This window comes from Micromonospora kangleipakensis (genome assembly GCF_004217615.1).
Lineage (GTDB): Bacteria > Actinomycetota > Actinomycetes > Mycobacteriales > Micromonosporaceae > Micromonospora > Micromonospora kangleipakensis.
The window spans coordinates 1,256,901-1,274,120 of record NZ_SHLD01000001.1 but is presented as its reverse complement, the minus strand read 5'-3'; the positions used below and the strand labels follow the sequence as shown (position 1 = coordinate 1,274,120).

The window sequence follows — 17,220 nt, the reverse complement described above, 5'->3', positions numbered from 1 at the left end:
ACCCGACCCTCGGTGCCGGTCGTGCCGCCCGGCGCACCCCGGGCGGTTCCGTTGCTCTTCCCATCCCGGTCGCACCCCGGACGGGTTGTCGTCGCACCTCCCGGTCGCACCCGAAAGGATTTTCGTCGAACCACCCGGTCGCACCCCGGGCTCTGCGCTTCCTGCCACCGGCCGACGCACCACGGACGGCGGCGCCGCGCTCAGTTCGGCTGCGCGACCTCGGCCCGGGCGTCGACCTGGCGGTGCAGGTACTCCCGGATCAGCGCCTTGGCCTCGGCCAGCACCCGCTCGTCGCCCTCGGGCACCCGACGGAACGCCAGCTTGATCAGTGCGTCGGCGGCCTCCACCGCGACCTCCAGGTGGAACCGGAGATCGGGAGCGTCGAGGCCGAAGCGCTCGGTCAGCACCCGGGCCAACTGGTCGGCGATCACGCCGTTGTTGTCCCGCTGCTCATCGAGCAGGTGCAGGTCGACCACGTCGCCGAAGTGCAGGGTACGGAACCCGGGAACAGTGCGGTGCATCGTGATGTACTCGTCGATGCCCGCGTCGACGCCGTCCCACCAGTGGGTCAGGTCGTCGGAGGCGAACCGCTCGTCGAGCCGCTGGAGGTAGGACTCCATCGTGCGCAGGGTCAACGCCTGCACGATCGCCCGCTTGTCCGGAAAGAACTGGTAGACCGACCCGATCGCCACCTCGGCGCGCTCGGCGAGCAGGGTCGTGGTCAGTCCCTCGTACCCCACCTCGTCGACGAGCTCGGCACAGGCGTCCAGCATTCGCTGGACCCGCGCGACACTTCGACCCTGCACCGGTACGCGGCGCAGCGGCCCGGTCGTGGCGGCTGATGTGGACACTCGCCACCCCCCTTCGACGGATGAACATATCTGCACGTCACGAGACCGTGACTACCGGTACAACGAACGGGCCCCGCTTGCGGTATTTACCAGGTACAACGTTCCTGATATGAAGTCAGTTCATATTCATGTCGAGGAGCGTCCATGCCCGGTACGCCACCCGTCTGGTCCAACTGGGCCGGCAACCAGCACAGCACCCCCACCGCCATCCTGCGCCCCCGAAGTGTCGAGGAGGTCACCGAGGCCGTCCGGGCCGCGGCCGCGGCGGGCCGGCGGATCCGGGCGGTGGGCAGCGGGCACTCGTTCACCGGCGCCGCCCTCACCGAGGGGGACCGCCTCGAGCTGACCGAATTGGATAGCGGCGTCACCGTCGACACCGCCCGACGGCTGGTCACCGTGCCGGCCGGGATGACCCTGCACGCCCTCAACGACCTGCTCGCCCGGCACGGCCTGGCGCTGCCCAACCTCGGCGACATCGACGCCCAGACCGTCGCCGGGGCGCTCTCCACCGGCACCCACGGCACCGGCGCCCGCCTCGGCTGCCTCTCCACCTTCGTCACGGCGCTGACCCTGGTCACCGGCACCGGCGAGGTGCTGCGCTGCTCCGCCGACGAGCACCGGGACGTCTTCGCCGCCGCCCGGGTCGGCCTCGGCGCGGTCGGGGTGCTGGTCGAGGTCACCCTGCGCTGCGTCGACGCCTTCGTGCTCCGCGCGCACGAACGGCCGGCGCCGCTGGACGCGGTTCTCGCCGAACTGCCCTCGCTGATCGAGGGGCACGACCACGTCGAGTTCTACTGGTTCCCGTACACCTCCCGGGTGCAGGTCAAGACCAACGACCGGGTGCCGGCCGACGACCGGCCGCTGCCCCGGTGGCGCGGCTGGCTCGACGACGAGTTCCTGGCCAACACCGTCTTCGCCGGGGCCTGCCGGCTCGGCCGCGCCGTGCCGGCGCTGGCCCCCGGCATCAGCGCGGTCTCCGCCCGGGCGCTCACCGAACGCAGCTACACCGGCCGCTCCGACCGGGTCTTCTGCACGCCGCGCCGGGTCCGCTTCGTGGAGATGGAGTACGCCCTGCCCCGGGCCGTCCTGCCCACCGCGCTCGACGCGCTCCGGCGGATCGTCGACGGGCTCCCGTTCAAGGTGCTCTTCCCCGTCGAGGTCCGCTTCACCGCCGCCGACGACATCTGGCTGTCGCACGGGTACGGCCGCGACTCGGCGTACCTCGCCATCCACCAGTACGTCGGCGCGCCCTACGAGCCCTACTTCCGGGCGTTCGAGGAGGTGGCCACGGAGCTGGGCGGTCGGCCGCACTGGGGCAAGCTGCACTGGCGCGACGCGGCCAGCCTGGCCCCCGCCTACCCGAAGTTCCGGGACTTCCTCGTGGTCCGCGACCGCCTGGACCCCGACCGCCGCTTCGCCAACGACTACCTCGACCGGGTCCTCGGCTCCTGAGCGATCCTGGAAGGAAACGGGCCCTCCAGGGGTCATCTCCTTCCAGGATCTCGAACCGAGAGGCGATTACTCCGTGGTGGAGTTCGCCTTCCGGGGGGCGGCCTTCTTGGCCGGGGCCTTCTTCGCGGTGGTCGCCTTGGCGGTGGTCGTCTTCTTGGCGGCCGTCGACTTGGTGGCGGCGGCGGTCTTCTTGGCCGCCGTCTTCTTGGCCGGGGCGGCCTTCTTCGCCGCCGCCTTCTTCGGCGCCGGCCCCTTGGCCCGCTTCTCGGCGAGCATCTCGGAGGCCTCTTCCAGGGTCAGCGCCTCCGGGGTCTGGGCGCGCCGCAGGGAGGCGTTGGTCTCCCCGTCGGTGACGTACGGCCCGAACCGGCCGTCCTTGATGACCAGCGGCTTCTCGGTGAGCGGGTCGTTGCCCATCTCGCGCAGCGGGGGCGCGGCGGCCCGCCGCTGGCGGGCCTTCGGGGCGGCCAGCAGGGCGAGGGCCTCGTCCAGCGTGACGGTGAACATCTTGTCTTCGGAGTCCAGCGAGCGGAACTCGTCACCGCGCTTGACGTACGGGCCGTAGCGGCCGTTGTTGGCGAAGACCTCGACCCCGTCCGGGGCGACGCCGACCAGCCGGGGCAGGCTGAGCAGCTTCAGCGCCTCGTCGAAGGTGAGCGAGTCCGGCGTCTGCGAGCGCAGCAGCGACGACTTCCGCTCGCCGCTGGCCACGTACGGGCCGAACCGGCCGGACTTGAGCACGATCGGCTCGCCGGTCGCCGGGTCGTCGCCGAGCTTCCGCTCGCCCCCGCCGCCGAGGAAGAGCTCGTGCACCTTCTCCGGGGTCAGCTCGTCCGGGGCCACGCCCTCGGGGATCGGGGCCCGGTCGCCCTGGCCGCCGCCCTCCTCGCCCTCCGCCGGGGCCGCCGGCTGCTCGCCGGGCACCGCCCGCTGGAGGTACGGCCCGTACCGGCCGACCCGGACGACGACCTCGCGCCCCTCGTCGTCGGTGAAGAGCGGGATCGAGTTGACGCTGCGCGCGTCGATCTCGCTGACGTTCTCGGTGACCAGCTTCTTCAGCCCGCCGGCGTGGGCGATGGCCCGGTCGCCGGTGCCGTTGGTGCTGCCGAAGTAGAAGGAGGTGAGGAAGTCGACGGCGGCGTGTTCCCCGCCGGCGATCTCGTCCAGCTCGTTCTCCATGCTGGCCGTGAAGTCGTAGTCGATCAGGCGCGGGTAGTGCCGCTCCAGCAGCCCGATCACCGCGAACGCCAGGAAGGTGGGGATCATCGCCTGGCCGCGCTTGGTCACGTAGCCGCGGTCCTGGATGGTCTGCATGATCGACGCGTACGTCGACGGGCGGCCGATGCCCAGCTCTTCGAGGGCCTTGACCAGGGACGCCTCGGTGTAGCGCGACGGCGGCTGGGTGTGGTGCCCCTGCGCGGCCAGCTCGTCGGCGGTCAGCGGCTGGTCCTTGACCAGGGTGGGCAGCCGGCGCTCGGCGTCCTCGGCCTCGGCGTTCTCGTCGTCGCTGGACTCGACGTAGGCGCGGAGGAAGCCCGGGTCGGTGATGGTCTTGCCGGTCGCGCCGAAGTCGGCCTCCTCGCTCGACGAGGAGACCGCGCGGATCCGCACCGAGACGCTGGACCCGACCGCGTCGGTCATCTGCGAGGCGATGGTGCGCCGCCAGATCAGCTCGTAGAGCTTGAACTCCTCGCCCGACAGCTCCTTGGCCACGTCGCCCGGGGTGCGGAAGTTGTCCCCCGCCGGGCGGATCGCCTCGTGCGCCTCCTGCGCGTTCTTCACCTTGCCGGTGTAGCGGCGCGGCTCCGGCGGCACGCTGCGCTCGCCGTACAGCTCGACGATCTGCCGGCGGGCCGCCGCGATGGCGGTCTCCGACAGGTTCACCGAGTCGGTACGCATGTAGGTGATGTAGCCGTTCTCGTAGAGGCGCTGCGCGGTGCGCATCGTCTGCTGCGACGAGAAGCGCAGCTTGCGGGCCGCCTCCTGCTGCAGCGTGGAGGTGATGAACGGCGCGTACGGGCGGCGGCGGTAGGGCTTCTCCTCGACCCGGGTGACCGTGAACGGCCGCCCCTCCAGCCGGGCGGCGAGACCCCTGGCCCCGCCCTCGTCGAGGTGCACGACGCCGGCCCCGGCCCGCACCCGACCGGTGGTCGGCTCGAAGTCCTTGCCGGTGGCGATCCGGTCGCCGTTCAGCGCGATCAGGGTGGCGTTGAAGGTGCGCGGCCCCTCGCCGGCGCTCGCGACGGCCAGGGTGGCCAGGATGTCCCAGTACTCGGCGGTGCGGAAGGCCATCCGCTGGCGCTCCCGCTCGACCACGATCCGGGTCGCCACGGACTGCACCCGGCCCGCCGAGAGCTTCGGCATGACCTTCTTCCACAGCACCGGGGAGACCTCGTAGCCGTACAGCCGGTCGAGGATGCGCCGGGCCTCCTGGGCGTCGACCAGGTCCCGGTCGATCTCGCGCGGGTTGGCCACCGCGGCCTGGATCGCCGGCTTGGTGATCTCGTGGAAGACCATCCGCTTGACCGGCACCTTGGGCTTGAGGGTCTCCACCAGGTGCCAGGCGATCGCCTCGCCCTCGCGGTCCTCATCCGTCGCCAGGAAGATCTCGTCGACCTCCTTGGCCAGCTTCACCAGCTTGTTGATCTGCTGCTTGCGGTCGACGGAGACCACGTAGAGGGCCTGGAAGCCGTTGTCGACGTCCACCCCGAGCCGGGCCCAGGGCTCGCCCTTGTACTTGGCCGGCACGTCGGCGGCGTTGCGCGGGAGGTCCCGGACGTGGCCGAAGCTGGCCTCCACGACGTATCCCGGGCCGAGATAGCCCGAGATCGTCTTGGCCTTCGCCGGTGACTCGACGATGACCAGACGGGTGGTTCCAGCGTTGCTCGGCACGTCTCTCTCCGACCTCACTCCTGCTCCATGCCCCGTTTCGGGCCGTATTGCACCGGCCGGACCACTGGCGGCCCGGACGTCCAACGTAACGCGCCGGCCGCGTTTCGGGTTTCGCGGGCGGTAAACCGGTCGGTACGTGGCGGCCACCGGCCCGGCCGCGCGGACACTCCCGCCGGACGGCGCCACCGTACACCGCGGGTAGGCCACCGAGCGGGCCACTGTGACGATCACGGACCCTCGGCCGATAAGTCACCGGTCCGTTTTCCTGGACAAACCGCCACCCGGGCGGTGTCCGTGATCGGACAGCCGACGGGGGGTTGCGGGCCGGGGCGACGGCCACCGACCGCGCGGGCGGGCACGGGCGTGGAGGCCGCGCCGGGCTCAGGCGGGGGCGCCGGGCTCAGGCGGGGGCGCCGGGCCAGTCGGCCGCCGGCGCGGCGGGTGGGCGGTCACCCACCAGCTCGGCCAGCCGGGCCAGCCGGCGGCGCCCGCTGATCCGGTACGCCGGCCCGCCCGCCCCCGGGTCGAGGAATGCCCCGGGCAGGCCGACCGTGGCCAGCGCCGCCCGCACCTGCGGCCAGCAGGACTGGTCCCCGGCGCCGAGCCGGAGCAGGAAGCCGGGTGGGTCGGCGGCCCCGGCGGCGGCGAGCCAGAGCCGCAGCCGGCGACCGTTGAGGTGGAACCCGGCGGGCGGTCGCTTCACGGCGCCGCGCAGCCAGGCCACCGCGAGCGGGGCCAGGGTGCTGGCGTACGCGGTGCGGACCAGGTGCCGGCCGTCCTCGGTCGGCTCCCAGCTCGCCGGCACCCCGCGCGCGGCCAGCTCGGCCACCAGCACGTGCACCCGCCAGGCGGCGTCGACCACGACCGACAGCCGGGCCGTGCCGCCCATCCGGACCACCTCCCCCGGCCCGGCGAGCAGGCCGGCCAGGTCCGCCAGGGAAGGGTCGGCCGCCTCGGTGCCGAACAGCGAGAGCTGCCGGACCGGGTCGGGGGGTGAGTCTGGTGGCGTCAGCGACACTCCGGGACCTCGTCGAAGGCCTGTTTGAGTTCGGTGGAGCTGAGCTTGCCGGTGTCCAGCGCGCTCGCGTCGTACTCCTTGTTGAGCGTCTCCACCGCGGCCCGGACCCCGTTGTAGAAGGCGGTGGCCTCCCCGGTGTCCAGCCCGTCGATGGTGTCCCGGGCCCGACCGTAGGCGTCCCGCATCTTGCTCAGCGAGGCCCGGAAGCCGGCGGAGATCTCCTCGCCGTGGTCGGTCTCCGGCACCCCGGCCTGCTCGACCTTGCGGCGGGCGGTCTCGCTGGCCTGCTCGGCGCCGGCGAAGAGCCGGACCAGGTTCTCCTTCGCCTGGGCCGGGGTGGTCTGCGCGGTCATCTGCTGCTGGGTGCTGCTGGTCAGCTTGTTGATCTCGGCGCGCCAGGGGGTGAGCGACTCGCAGACCGAGGCCGCCCAGGCCCGGGGGCTGGGACCGCCGCAGCCGGCGAGGACGAGGGCGAGCGTGGCCAGGACCACCGTGAGCTTTCCGGCGGTTGCCGCCCGGCGCGTACGCATGCGAAGCAGCGTACGGCCTTCCGATGGAACTGCCACCGGTCAGGTTTCACCGATGGGACCGGAGAAGCGCGGTTCCCGGCCAGCGTCCGCCGACCGGGAACCGCCGCCCGTCAGGACCCTCAGGCGTTGACCGGCTCGGGACGCTCCTCCGGGCTGTCCGCGCCGGCGTCGGTGCCGGTGCCGGAGTCCGCCATCGCGACGCCCTTGCGCTTGCTGAACACCACCGCCGCGGCGATGATCAGCGCGGCGACCAGGGCGATCGTCACCCGCAGCGGGGTGTTCCGGTCGTCGCCCACGCTCCAGGCCACCACGGCCGGCGCGATCAGCAGCGAGACCAGGTTCATCACCTTGATCAGCGGGTTGATCGCCGGGCCGGCGGTGTCCTTGAACGGGTCGCCGACGGTGTCGCCGATGACCGTCGCGGCGTGCGAGTCGGAGCCCTTGCCGCCGTACGCGCCGTCCTCGACCAGCTTCTTCGCGTTGTCCCAGGCGCCACCGGAGTTGGCCAGGAAGACCGCCATCAGCGTGCCCGCACCGATCGCACCGGCCAGGTAGGACGCCAGCGCGCCCGGGCCGAGGCCGAAGCCGACCGCGATCGGCGCCAGGATGGCGAGCAGACCGGGGGTCATCAGCTCGCGCTGCGCGTCCCGGGTGCAGATGTCGACGACCTTGCCGTACTCGGGGCGCTGGGTGCGGTCCATGATCCCGGGCAGCTCGCGGAACTGCCGGCGGACCTCCATCACCACGGCGCCGGCCGAGCGGGAGACCGCGTTGATGGCCAGGCCGGAGAAGAGGAAGACCACCGCCGCGCCGATGATCAGGCCGACCAGGTTGCGCGGGTTGGCCACGTTCAGCGCGTTCAGGATCTCCGCCGCGGCGTCACCGACCCCGGCATCCTCGTACGAGCTGCGCAGCGTGTCGGTGTACGAGCCGAAGAGCGCGGTCGCGGCGAGCACCGCGGTGGCGATCGCGATGCCCTTGGTGATCGCCTTGGTGGTGTTGCCGACCGCGTCCAGTTCGGTGAGCGTACGGGCGCCGTGCTCGTCGATGTCCCCGGACATCTCCGCGATGCCCTGGGCGTTGTCGGAGATCGGGCCGAAGGTGTCCATCGCGACGATCACGCCGACGGTGGTGAGCAGGCCGGTGCCGGCCAGCGCGACCGCGAAGAGCGAGAGCGTGATGGAGCTGCCGCCGAGCAGGAACGCGCCGAAGACGCCGGCGCCGATCAGCAGCGCCGAGTAGACCGCCGACTCCAGGCCGACGCTGATGCCGGCGAGGATGACGGTGGCCGCCCCGGTCTGCGAGCTCTTGCCGATGTCCTGCACCGGGCGTCGGTTGGTCTCGGTGAAGTAGCCGGTCAGCGCCTGGATCGCGGCGGCCAGCACGATACCGATGATCACCGCGCCGATGGCCACCAGCCGCGGGTTGCGGTCGACGTCGGTCAGCCCCCCCTCCAGCTCGGCGAAGGTCGCCGGCAGGTAGGCGTAGGCGGCGATCGCCACCAGCACCGCGGAGAGCACCGCGGAGATGTAGAAGGCCCGGTTGATCGCGGTCAGACCGTTGCGGTCGGAGGCCCGCAGCCGGGTGATGAAGACGCCGACGATCGCGACGAGCACGCCGACGGTGGAGATGATCAGCGGGAAGACCAGGCCGTCCTCGCCGAACGCCGCCCGGCCCAGGATCAGGGCCGCGACCAGGGTGACCGCGTACGACTCGAAGAGGTCGGCGGCCATGCCGGCGCAGTCGCCGACGTTGTCGCCCACGTTGTCGGCGATGGTGGCGGCGTTGCGCGGGTCGTCCTCGGGGATGCCCTGCTCGACCTTGCCGACCAGATCGGCGCCGACGTCGGCGGCCTTGGTGAAGATGCCGCCGCCGACCCGCATGAACATGGCGAGCAGCGCGGCGCCGAAGCCGAAGCCCTCCAGCACGGTCGGGGCGTCGCCCCGGAAGAGGATGACGACCAGCGCCGCGCCGAAGAGGCCGAGGCCGACGGTGAGGAAGCCGACCACGCCACCGGTCCGGAAGGCGATCTTCATGGCGCCCTCGCGGCCGCCTTCACGCTCCCGGGCGGCGGCGGCGACCCGCAGGTTGGCGCGGGTGGCCAGCCACATGCCCGCGCCGCCGATGAACGCGCTGAACAGGGCGCCCACCACGAAGAAGGCCGACCGGCCGATCTTCACCAGGGTCTCGTTGCCGTCGGTGTCGTGCACCGGCAGCAGGAAGAGCAGCACGACGGCGATCACCACGAAGATCGCCAGCGTCCTGAACTGCCGCAGCAGGTACGCCGACGCGCCCTCCTGCACCGCCCCGGAGATCTCCTGCATGTTGGTGGTGCCCTTACCGGCTGCCAGCACGGCCTTGGTCAAGGCGGCGGCAAAGACGAGCGCCACCAGCGCGATGACCGCGGCGATGACGACGTACGTCGTGTTGGCTCCGGTAAGGGACAGTGCGCCGCCGTCGGCGGCCAAGGTCCCGGACATCTATGTCCTCCTGTACCGAACACTCGCGCCGGCCGTGGAGACGCACGGGCCGACGCCTGGATGCGAACTCGCCAGCGCGCCAACCCACCACCGCGGACCAGCGATGAACACCCATTCCCGCTGGCTGCGAGACGGGTCACTTGCTGACAACCCGGGTACTGTAGCCCTCCGCAGTGTTGGAGGTCACACCGAGGGGGCACCCTGTCTCGATGATCTTCGTCGCTGTGTTATGAGGAAAAATCTGATATATGGGCCGGCCAGCACGACGAGGCCGCGCTCCCGAGCGGGAACGCGGCCGGTGGGGACGAACTGTCAGGTCAGCGGCCGACCGGCCACACCATCCGGACCTCGGTACCGATGCCCTCCTCGACCGGACGGACCTGGAGATCCTCGACGAAGCCGGCGAGCAGGGCGAAGCCGACGCCGGTGGTCAGCGCGTCCTCGCTGAGCGACTCCTTGGCCAGCTCGTCCGGGGGCAGCGCGGCCAGGCCGATGCCGGCCTCGATCGGGGCGCGGTCCACCACCCGCACCGAGTAGGCCCCGGAGTCCGACATCTCCACCAGCACCGGATCGGCCAGGCCGTACTGCCGGTGCAGGGCCACCGCCCGCGTGCACGCCTCACCGATCGCCAGGCGCACCTCGTCGAGCAGGTCCTCGCGTACCCCGGCCCGGCGGGCCACCGCGACGCCGACCAGGCGGGCGGTGCGCACGTGCACCGGGGCGGGCGAGAAGGAGAGCTTGACGGTCGCCATCACGCGCCGGCGCCGGTCGGGTCGGCGCTGATCGCCGCGTCGACCGTGGGGTGCAGGGGAAAGACCTGGTCCAGCGCGGTGATCCGGAAGATCTTGAGCAGCGGCTCCTTGTCGCAGACCAGGGCGAACGAGCCACCGGCCGAGCGGAGCCGCTTGAGGGCGCCGACCAGCACGCCGAGACCGGTCGAGTCGAGGAAGTCCACCCGGCCCAGGTCCACCACCACCCGGCGGGCCCCGCCGTCGATCAACTCCAGGAGCCGTTCCCGCAGGCGCGGTGCGGTGTAGACGTCCACCTCACCGCCGACCTCGAGCACCGTGTGCTCCCCCACGGTGCGGGTCGCCAGCGACAGCTCCATCGGTCCTCCTCGTAGACTCTCCTGGGCATCTAACCATCCCGCCCCCGACCCCCTGGCGGGGTCACCGGCGGAGACTCCCCCAATACCCACCGCCCCGGGTTCCCAATTCCGAACACCAGTGCGAGAGTGCAGGACGTGACCTCCGCCGCCACCGTATCCGCAGGCACCGGCCCCGGGCGACCGCCGGCCGAGCTGCTGCGTCGGCTGCGCACCCGGCACACCGCCGACCCGGTCACCCACGTCGAGCGGGTGCCGGCCCGCGCCGGCGAGCCGGCGCCGTGGCCGGCGTGGACCCCGGAGGAGCTGCGGGCGGCGTTCGCCCGCCGCGGCGTCGTCGCCCCCTGGCGGCACCAGGCCGAGGCCGCCGAGCTGGCGTACGCCGGAGAGCACGTCGTGGTGGCCACCGGCACCGCGTCTGGCAAGTCGCTGGCGTACCAGCTCCCCGCGTTGAGCACGCTCCTCGCCGACCCGCGCGCCACCGTGCTCTACCTGGCGCCGACCAAGGCGCTCGCCGCCGACCAGTTGCGCGCCGTCGCCGGCCTGGAGCTCGACGGCGTACGCCCCGCCTGCTACGACGGGGACACCCCGCGCGCCGAGCGGGAGTGGATCCGCCGGCACTCCCGGTTCGTGCTGACCAACCCGGACATGCTGCACCACGGCATCCTGCCCGGGCACGCGCACTGGTCCGGCTTCCTGCGCCGGCTGGCGTACGTGGTGATCGACGAGTGCCACACCTACCGGGGCGTGTTCGGCTCGCACGTCGCGCACGTGCTGCGCCGGTTGCGCCGGCAGTGCGCCCGCTTCGGTCGTACCCCCGTCTTCGTGCTGGCCTCCGCGACGTCGGGCGACCCGGCGACGGCGGCCGGGCGGCTCACCGGCCTGCCGGTCGCCGCCGTCACGGAGGACACCTCGCCGCGCGGCGGGGTGACCTTCGCGCTCTGGGAGCCGCCGCTGCTCCCGGATTCTTCGGGGGAGGTCGCGGACCTCGCGCCGGTGCGCCGGTCGGCGCTGCGGGAGACGGCGGACCTGCTCGCCGACACGGTCGCCGAGGGGGTACGCACCCTCGCCTTCGTCCGCTCCCGCAAGGGCGCCGAGGTGGTCGCCGCGAACGCCCGGCGCGCCCTGGACGAGGCGGTCCCCGGGCTGGGTGACCGGGTGGCCGCCTACCGGGCCGGCTATCTGCGCGAGGAGCGACGCGAGCTGGAACGCGCGCTGCTCCACGGCGACCTGCTCGGCCTCGCCTCCACCAACGCCCTCGAACTCGGCGTCGACCTGGTCGGGCTGGACGCGGTGCTGATCTGCGGCTGGCCGGGCACCCGGGCGTCACTCTGGCAGCAGGCCGGCCGGGCCGGCCGCTCCGGCGACGAGGCCCTGGCCGTGCTGGTGGCCCGGGACGACCCGCTCGACACCTACCTGGTGCACCACCCGGAGGCGCTGTTCGGGCGGCCCGTCGAGGCGACCGTGCTCGACCCGGCCAACCCGTACGTGCTCGCCCCGCAGCTCGCCTGCGCCGCGGCCGAGGCCCCACTCACCCCGGCCGACCTGGAGCTCTTCGGCGACGGCGCGAAGGAGGCGGTCGACTCGCTCGTCGAGGCCGGCGCGCTGCGGCAGCGGCCGACCGGCTGGTACTGGCGGCACCGGGAACGCCCCGAGGTCGACCTGCGCGGCGAGGGCGGCGCACCGGTCTGCGTGGTGGAGGCGTCCACCGGGCGGCTGCTCGGCACCGTCGACGGCGGCTCGTCGCACTTCCTCATCCACTCCGGTGCGGTCTACCTGCACCAGGGCGTCTCGTTCGTGGTCGACTCGCTCGACCTGGCCGACGGCTGCGCGCTGGTGCACGCGGAGGAGCCGGACTGGTCCACCCACGCCCGGGACGTCACCTCGCTGTCCGTGGTGTCGGTCCGGTCGTACGTGGACGCCGGGCCGGTCGGGCTCTTCCTCGGCGAGGTCGACGTGACCAGCCAGGTCGTGTCGTACCAGCGGCGCCGGATCGCCTCAGGCGAGGTGATCGACACCCGGCCGCTGGACCTGCCGGCCCGTGAGCTGCGCACCGTCGCGGTCTGGTTCACCGTCTCGCCGGAGTCGCTGGCCTCCGCCGGGGTCGAGGTGGCGGACACCCCGGGGGCGCTGCACGCCGCCGAGCACGCCGCGATCGGCCTGCTGCCGCTGATGGCCACCTGCGACCGCTGGGACATCGGCGGCCTCTCCACCGCCGTGCACCCGGACACCGAGGCGCCCACCGTCTTCGTCTACGACGGGCACCCCGGCGGTGCGGGTTTCGCCGAGCGGGCGTACGGGACGGCGGCGGCCTGGCTGCGGGCCACCCGGGACGCGATCGCCGAGTGCGGCTGCGAGTCGGGCTGCCCCTCCTGCGTGCAGTCCCCGAAGTGCGGCAACGGCAACAACCCGCTGTCCAAGTCGGACGCGGTGAAGGTCCTCGACGTGGTCCTCGCCAACCTGCCGCCCGAGGCCGCCGCCCCGGCGGCCCCCGTCCTGCCGATGCCGCCTGCCGGCGACGCTCCCGCAGGCCCGGCCCCGGCCCTGCCGCGCCAGGACGAGCGGGTCCCGGACCACCCCGGCGCGGCGACCGACGCGCCCTGACTCGCTGGGCAGCGCTGGCCAGCCTGGCGCAGGCGGAACGCCGGGAGCAGATGAACGATCGACTCCGCGGCATCCACCAGCTGCTCAACGCCTGGGCGCTGCAGGCGACCATCGAGGGCGGACGCTGAGGGCTCGGCTGTGCGAGACTCCGGCGTTACCCCTCGAAGGAGATCGCATGCAGCTCGACGCCTTGCAGACCCAGCACCAGTTCTTCATCCGCCAGCGGATCCGCATGATGGTCAACCAGTACGAGGTCCGCGCGGTGGCGTCGGACGGTTCGGAGGGCGAGCTGCTCGCGTTCGCGCAGCAGAAGCGGCTCGCCTTCAAGGAGCAGGTGACCATCTACACCGACGACTCCAAGCAGTACCCGCTGCTCGGCTTCAAGGCCCGTCAGCGGCTCGATCTCGGCGCCACGTACGACGTGACCGACCACGCCGGCAACCCGATCGGGCTGTTCCGCAAGGATTTCGCCCAGTCGCTGCTGCGGTCGACGTGGCACGTCGAGCAGGCCGGCCTGCCGCAGATCACGGGCCAGGAGCGGAGCCTGCCGGTGGCGCTGCTGCGCCGCTTCGTCGACTCGCTGTCGTGGCTGCCGTACCACTTCGACTTCGTCGCCGGGGGCCAGCCCGTGTTCTCGGTCGTCAAGAAGTGGGGCCTGCGCGACCGGTACGTGGTGGAGATCCAGAACCCGCAGATCGACCGGCGACTCGTCATCGCCATGGCGGTCGGCCTGGACGCCCTCCAGGCCCGCTGAGCCGCCATCGGTCGGGGCGCGGCAGCTCATCGCGCCCCGACCGACCCGGCCAATAGCGGCCCCGCGGACCGACGCCGGAGGGTCAGCCTCGGATCGGGCCGGCCCGGGAGGTCGCGGTGGCGGTGCGGGTCAGCCAGGGCAGCGGCGTGACCGTGACCTCCGCCGTGACCAGCACGTCCAGCCCGTCGAGGCGGCAGGCGGAGAGCCGTGCGGCGTTGGCGCCGACCAGTTCTCCGGCCCTCCCGCAGGCCGCCGCCTCGCCGTCGAGCGCCCGACCGGCGCCGGCGAGCGCCCCGAAGTCCGCCGCGACCCGGGCCTGCTGCCGTGCCGTCCGGGCGGCGCCGATCGCCGCGCCGAAGAGACCGACCAGCACGAAGGCCAGCCCAACGGCGAGCAGGCAGACCGTGGCACCGCCCCGCTCCGTGGCCGCGCTGACCCGGTTCGCCCGCAGGCCGTCTCCCGCCGTCACGGTAGTGGTGCCGGGGCGCCGGGTTCGACGGCGGCGACCGCGGTGGCGGACACGGTGAGCCGGGGCAGCCGCGCCCCCAGAGTGCGGACCGGAACGTGGACCGTGGCGGTGACGCGGTCACCGGTGACGGTGACCGTCACGTGGGCGCCGGGTGGCGCGTACCGCGCGCCGGCTGTCGTTCCAGGCTCACCTCGGCCCCGTGGGTCAGCGCGCACACCATCGCTGGCAAGGTGGCGAGCCTCCGTCGTGCGGTTTGGCGGGCACTCGTCGACGGCGCCGACGAGGCCATGCACGTAGCGCTGTCACCGACCCAGCTCGCAGCGGCGATCGCAACAGCATCTGGACGACGTCCGGCGAACAGGGCCAACGTCCAGGCCTCCTTGAGATGGCTACAGGAGGCTGGACTGCTGAAGCTCGTCGACCACGGCAACGGCCAGCGCTGCAACACCTACCAACTCTGCATGCCAAAGCCAAGGGGATCAACCCGACCGCAGCGACCCGCGCAAGATCACCGGCTCCAAGCCTTCGACATCCGCGCCAAAGCATGGAGCCCGCAAAGACGCCGCACCTGGCGGGCTGTCTGGCAGGCGATCCTCGCGGCGGCCGACTCAGAGGGCCAATTCGTTGGAGACGTAGCAGAGCTTGCCGACGCGGCAAGCGACAGGCTCGGCATCGACATCGCCGACGAGACAGTTGCCAAGATCCTGCGATGGGGTGTCGCCACCCAGCTAACTGATCAAGCTCGCGGCGGACGCATTCCCCTGTATCGAATTAGGACACAACCTGCAGCGGGCGTACCGGCGCGCCGCCTGACGGCATGCCGTCCAGCGCGGTGACTGCCTATTAGTCCGCCGGAGCAGCCGCCAGGTCAGGTCGAGGCCCTCGTGAGTCGACCCACCTGGCGCGTGTCAGTGCTCAGGCGAAGTGGGCGCTTCTCAGTTGTCCTGGCCGTGGGTCGGGTCAGCTTCTCAGTGGCCGGCCTGGGTGACGTGGGCGATCGCTCGGCGAAGCGCGGACAGCGACACGGGCCGGTCGTTTCTAGTTCGTCAGGCCGAGCTCGATCCACTCGCGGATGAGGATGGATGCCTTGACCCCGGCGTTGTCCGCGGCGGCGTGTACCCGCTGGTCCAAGTCAACGGGCAGGCGTACCCCGCGCATCAGCACCTGGCCGAGCAACCGCTGGCCGCCGCCGTCCTCGCCGGCGGCGCGGCCGCCGTGTGGCGCGATGACACCTGTTCCACAACATCATCGGGCGCCGGTGTTGTGCTGACCGGCCGGCGCTGCCTGTTGGGGCTTCGGCCAGCAAGTACGGCTGGTCGGCCATCGCGTCCCGCACCGCTGTCGTGTACGCCGCCGCCATCGCGGGCGACGCCGCGTTCACCGGGCGCTGCCCGCCCTGTCGGAGGGCAATCAGCTCGTCTCCGCCGGCCTGCGCAGCCGTACCGGCCGCCGACCGCCCCACTGTCAGGGACTCACCACCGGTGGGGCGGTCAGGAACTCCAACTGCACGTGCGGGCAGACCACCCGGAAGTCGCCGGACTGGAAGTCCGCGAACCCGCCACCGTCGTACCCGCCCCACCCGGCCTGCACCCCGACCTCGAACACGGCCACCGCGCCGGCCGGCACCCGGAAGGTGTCGTACGCGAGGTGGGCGGCGCCGGCCACCGGCACACTCTCGTGTCGCCCGGGCCGGCCGAGAAGCTGCCACCCACCGCTGACCGACAGCGATTCCACGTCGTTGACCTGGTCGGGCTGCGGCAGGGGTCGGGTCGGCGGCTGCTCCCACCACTGCAACAGCTCCAGCCGCGCCTGGACGTATCCGGTGCTGTCTCCGATGGTGGTTATGCCCCAGAACGGCGTCCAGAAATACCCGGAGTCCGCCCAGGCGTGCAGGCTGCCGGTGAGCCGCAGCAGCGACCGGACGTCGACCACCACGTCGGTGCCTCCGTCGTTCTGCCACAGGAAGTAGAAATCGACCTCGTCATAGGTGAGGAAGGCGCCGTCGGCGTCGGTGTAGCCGGCCATGGTCGCCCAGCTGTTTCCGGCCTCGATGTGGCCGTCGTACGCCAGCCGGGAGCCCGGGCTGCCCAGCCCCCAGATCAGGAACGGCGTCTCCAGCAGCGTGGAGGTCGGCGTCAGCGGGGGTGGGGCGGTGGCGAGCACGTCCAGCGCCGCCCGGCGGTCCCGGACCCCGCGCCGGAAGGTCTCCTCGGCCTCGGCGAAGTACCGGGCCGCGTCCGGCATCTCGGTGCGGAACGCCCGCTCCAGCGCCTGCTGGTGGCGCGCCTCAAAGTCCGGTCCCGGCCGCACCCGCCGCAGCTCCCGGTTCACGGTCCGCAGCCGGCCGGCGTCGGCGGCGGCACGGGTCTTCTCCGCCGACAACACCCTCTTGAGCTGGTCCACGTCGATGTTCGCCATAGCGGCCCCCTGCCGCCGATGCTCCTCACCGGTGCGGGCGACGTCAATGTCGCCCGGTGCGGCCTCGCGCCGTACGCGAAAAGGCCGCCGGCCCCCTCGCGGGGTCGGCGGCCTTCGTCGTCAGACCGGGGCTCAGCGCTGGTCGGCGGGGACTTAGTCCCGCTCGGCGTAGCCGGTGTAGATCTGCCGCCGGCGTCGTTCCAATCCCGCAGCCTGCGCCAACAGGTCATTCCCGATCCGAAGCCGAGCTCCTGGGGCAGGTACTCCCACGGGATCGCCGTGTAGAGCACGAACAAGATCCCGCACAACACCTTGCGGTCATCCAGGGGCTTGCGGCCCGGGAACCGGTGCCTGCGCGGTGGACGGGGCGGCAGCAGCGGCTCGATCTCAGCCCACAGCTCGTCCGAGACGATCCACGGCCGCTGCTCACCCCTCCTCACGGCTGAGCACCCTAGTCGATCGTCCATCAAGACGAACCCCTAGATCATTCTCAGGAGTTCTCAATGCCGTTGCGATTGCTCTACGGCGGCCTGCGCGGCGGAGCGAGACTTGCCCGCGCCGGGGTCGCCCACCACCAGCAGCTTCCAACGCCGCCTCGTGGCTGTCAGGAATCCGCATCTCTTCAGTCCCTTTATCTGATTGCAGCC

12 protein-coding genes and 1 pseudogene are annotated in these 17,220 nt (G+C 72.3%); 3 read left to right on the top strand and 10 right to left on the bottom strand.

Annotated features, from left to right (window positions below; genetic code table 11):
- Positions 1 to 200: 200 nt before the first annotated feature.
- Entirely contained in the window at positions 201 to 773 is a 573-nt protein-coding gene (locus EV384_RS06150) for a TetR/AcrR family transcriptional regulator (protein ID WP_130340285.1), read from the bottom strand.
- A 222-nt stretch (positions 774 to 995) separates the two neighbouring features.
- On the opposite strand from EV384_RS06150, the gene EV384_RS06145 reads away from it, so the two are divergent.
- Positions 996 to 2,303 carry a D-arabinono-1,4-lactone oxidase gene (locus tag EV384_RS06145; RefSeq protein ID WP_130330946.1) on the top strand — a complete coding sequence of 436 codons (1,308 nt, stop codon included), beginning with the start codon at positions 996 to 998 and terminating at the stop codon, positions 2,301 to 2,303.
- A gap of 66 nt (positions 2,304 to 2,369) precedes the next feature.
- Here EV384_RS06145 and topA read toward each other — a convergent pair whose 3' ends face one another.
- The 6 genes from topA to EV384_RS06115 all read right to left on the bottom strand — a co-directional run bounded on the left by topA (position 2,370) and on the right by EV384_RS06115 (position 10,331).
- Positions 2,370 to 5,195 (bottom strand): type I DNA topoisomerase, encoded by a 2,826-nt coding sequence (gene topA, locus EV384_RS06140; RefSeq protein WP_130340283.1) that lies wholly within the window; start codon positions 5,193 to 5,195, stop codon positions 2,370 to 2,372.
- A 400-nt stretch (positions 5,196 to 5,595) separates the two neighbouring features.
- Complete coding sequence (locus EV384_RS06135) at positions 5,596 to 6,213, bottom strand: hypothetical protein (RefSeq protein ID WP_130330944.1); 618 nt, start codon at positions 6,211 to 6,213, stop codon at positions 5,596 to 5,598.
- Positions 6,204 to 6,743, bottom strand: coding sequence for a hypothetical protein (locus EV384_RS06130; protein ID WP_130330942.1), 540 nt, complete (start codon positions 6,741 to 6,743; stop codon positions 6,204 to 6,206). The genes EV384_RS06135 and EV384_RS06130 overlap by 10 nt, the downstream gene beginning before the upstream one ends.
- Before the next feature lie 119 nt (positions 6,744 to 6,862).
- Positions 6,863 to 9,223, bottom strand: a complete 2,361-nt coding sequence (locus EV384_RS06125; protein ID WP_130330940.1) for a sodium-translocating pyrophosphatase — start codon at positions 9,221 to 9,223, stop codon at positions 6,863 to 6,865.
- A gap of 317 nt (positions 9,224 to 9,540) precedes the next feature.
- Positions 9,541 to 9,975, bottom strand: a complete 435-nt coding sequence (locus EV384_RS06120) for an ATP-binding protein (RefSeq protein ID WP_130330938.1) — start codon at positions 9,973 to 9,975, stop codon at positions 9,541 to 9,543.
- Positions 9,975 to 10,331 (bottom strand): STAS domain-containing protein, encoded by a 357-nt coding sequence (locus EV384_RS06115; protein WP_089011584.1) that lies wholly within the window; start codon positions 10,329 to 10,331, stop codon positions 9,975 to 9,977. Before EV384_RS06115 ends, EV384_RS06120 begins: the two co-directional genes overlap by 1 nt.
- Before the next feature lie 135 nt (positions 10,332 to 10,466).
- Between EV384_RS06115 and EV384_RS06110 the strand changes: the two genes are divergently transcribed.
- Positions 10,467 to 12,932, top strand: a complete 2,466-nt coding sequence (locus EV384_RS06110; RefSeq protein ID WP_242623956.1) for a DEAD/DEAH box helicase — start codon at positions 10,467 to 10,469, stop codon at positions 12,930 to 12,932.
- A 175-nt stretch (positions 12,933 to 13,107) separates the two neighbouring features.
- The gene (locus EV384_RS06100) at positions 13,108 to 13,686 is read left to right on the top strand and encodes an LURP-one-related family protein (protein ID WP_130330934.1); all 579 of its coding nucleotides are present in this window, start codon (positions 13,108 to 13,110) and stop codon (positions 13,684 to 13,686) included.
- 82 nt (positions 13,687 to 13,768) lie between these two features.
- Here EV384_RS06100 and EV384_RS06095 read toward each other — a convergent pair whose 3' ends face one another.
- From EV384_RS06095 to EV384_RS35810, 3 genes and pseudogenes are all read right to left on the bottom strand, one after another.
- A complete protein-coding gene (locus EV384_RS06095) occupies positions 13,769 to 14,155 on the bottom strand; it encodes an Rv3654c family TadE-like protein (protein ID WP_130330932.1) in 387 nt (128 codons plus the stop codon).
- 1,464 nt (positions 14,156 to 15,619) lie between these two features.
- The gene (locus EV384_RS06080; protein WP_130330930.1) at positions 15,620 to 16,573 is read right to left on the bottom strand and encodes a hypothetical protein; all 954 of its coding nucleotides are present in this window, start codon (positions 16,571 to 16,573) and stop codon (positions 15,620 to 15,622) included.
- Between the two features lie 188 nt (positions 16,574 to 16,761).
- Positions 16,762 to 17,040 (bottom strand): annotated as a pseudogene (locus EV384_RS35810) (transposase); the annotation flags it as partial.
- Positions 17,041 to 17,220: the final 180 nt, after the last annotated feature.

Bases quoted from the DNA above. Each gene is read 5' to 3' on its own strand.
- EV384_RS06115 (WP_089011584.1), bottom strand. From the start codon at position 10,331: ATGGAGCTGTCGCTGGCGACCCGCACCGTGGGGGAGCACACGGTGCTC.
- EV384_RS06125 (WP_130330940.1), bottom strand. From the start codon at position 9,223: ATGTCCGGGACCTTGGCCGCCGACGGCGGCGCACTGTCCCTTACCGGA.
- EV384_RS06080 (WP_130330930.1), bottom strand. From the start codon at position 16,573: ATGGCGAACATCGACGTGGACCAGCTCAAGAGGGTGTTGTCGGCGGAG.
- EV384_RS06120 (WP_130330938.1), bottom strand. From the start codon at position 9,975: ATGGCGACCGTCAAGCTCTCCTTCTCGCCCGCCCCGGTGCACGTGCGC.
- EV384_RS06100 (WP_130330934.1), top strand. From the start codon at position 13,108: ATGCAGCTCGACGCCTTGCAGACCCAGCACCAGTTCTTCATCCGCCAG.
- EV384_RS06150 (WP_130340285.1), bottom strand. From the start codon at position 773: ATGCTGGACGCCTGTGCCGAGCTCGTCGACGAGGTGGGGTACGAGGGA.
- EV384_RS06145 (WP_130330946.1), top strand. From the start codon at position 996: ATGCCCGGTACGCCACCCGTCTGGTCCAACTGGGCCGGCAACCAGCAC.
- EV384_RS06130 (WP_130330942.1), bottom strand. From the start codon at position 6,743: ATGCGTACGCGCCGGGCGGCAACCGCCGGAAAGCTCACGGTGGTCCTG.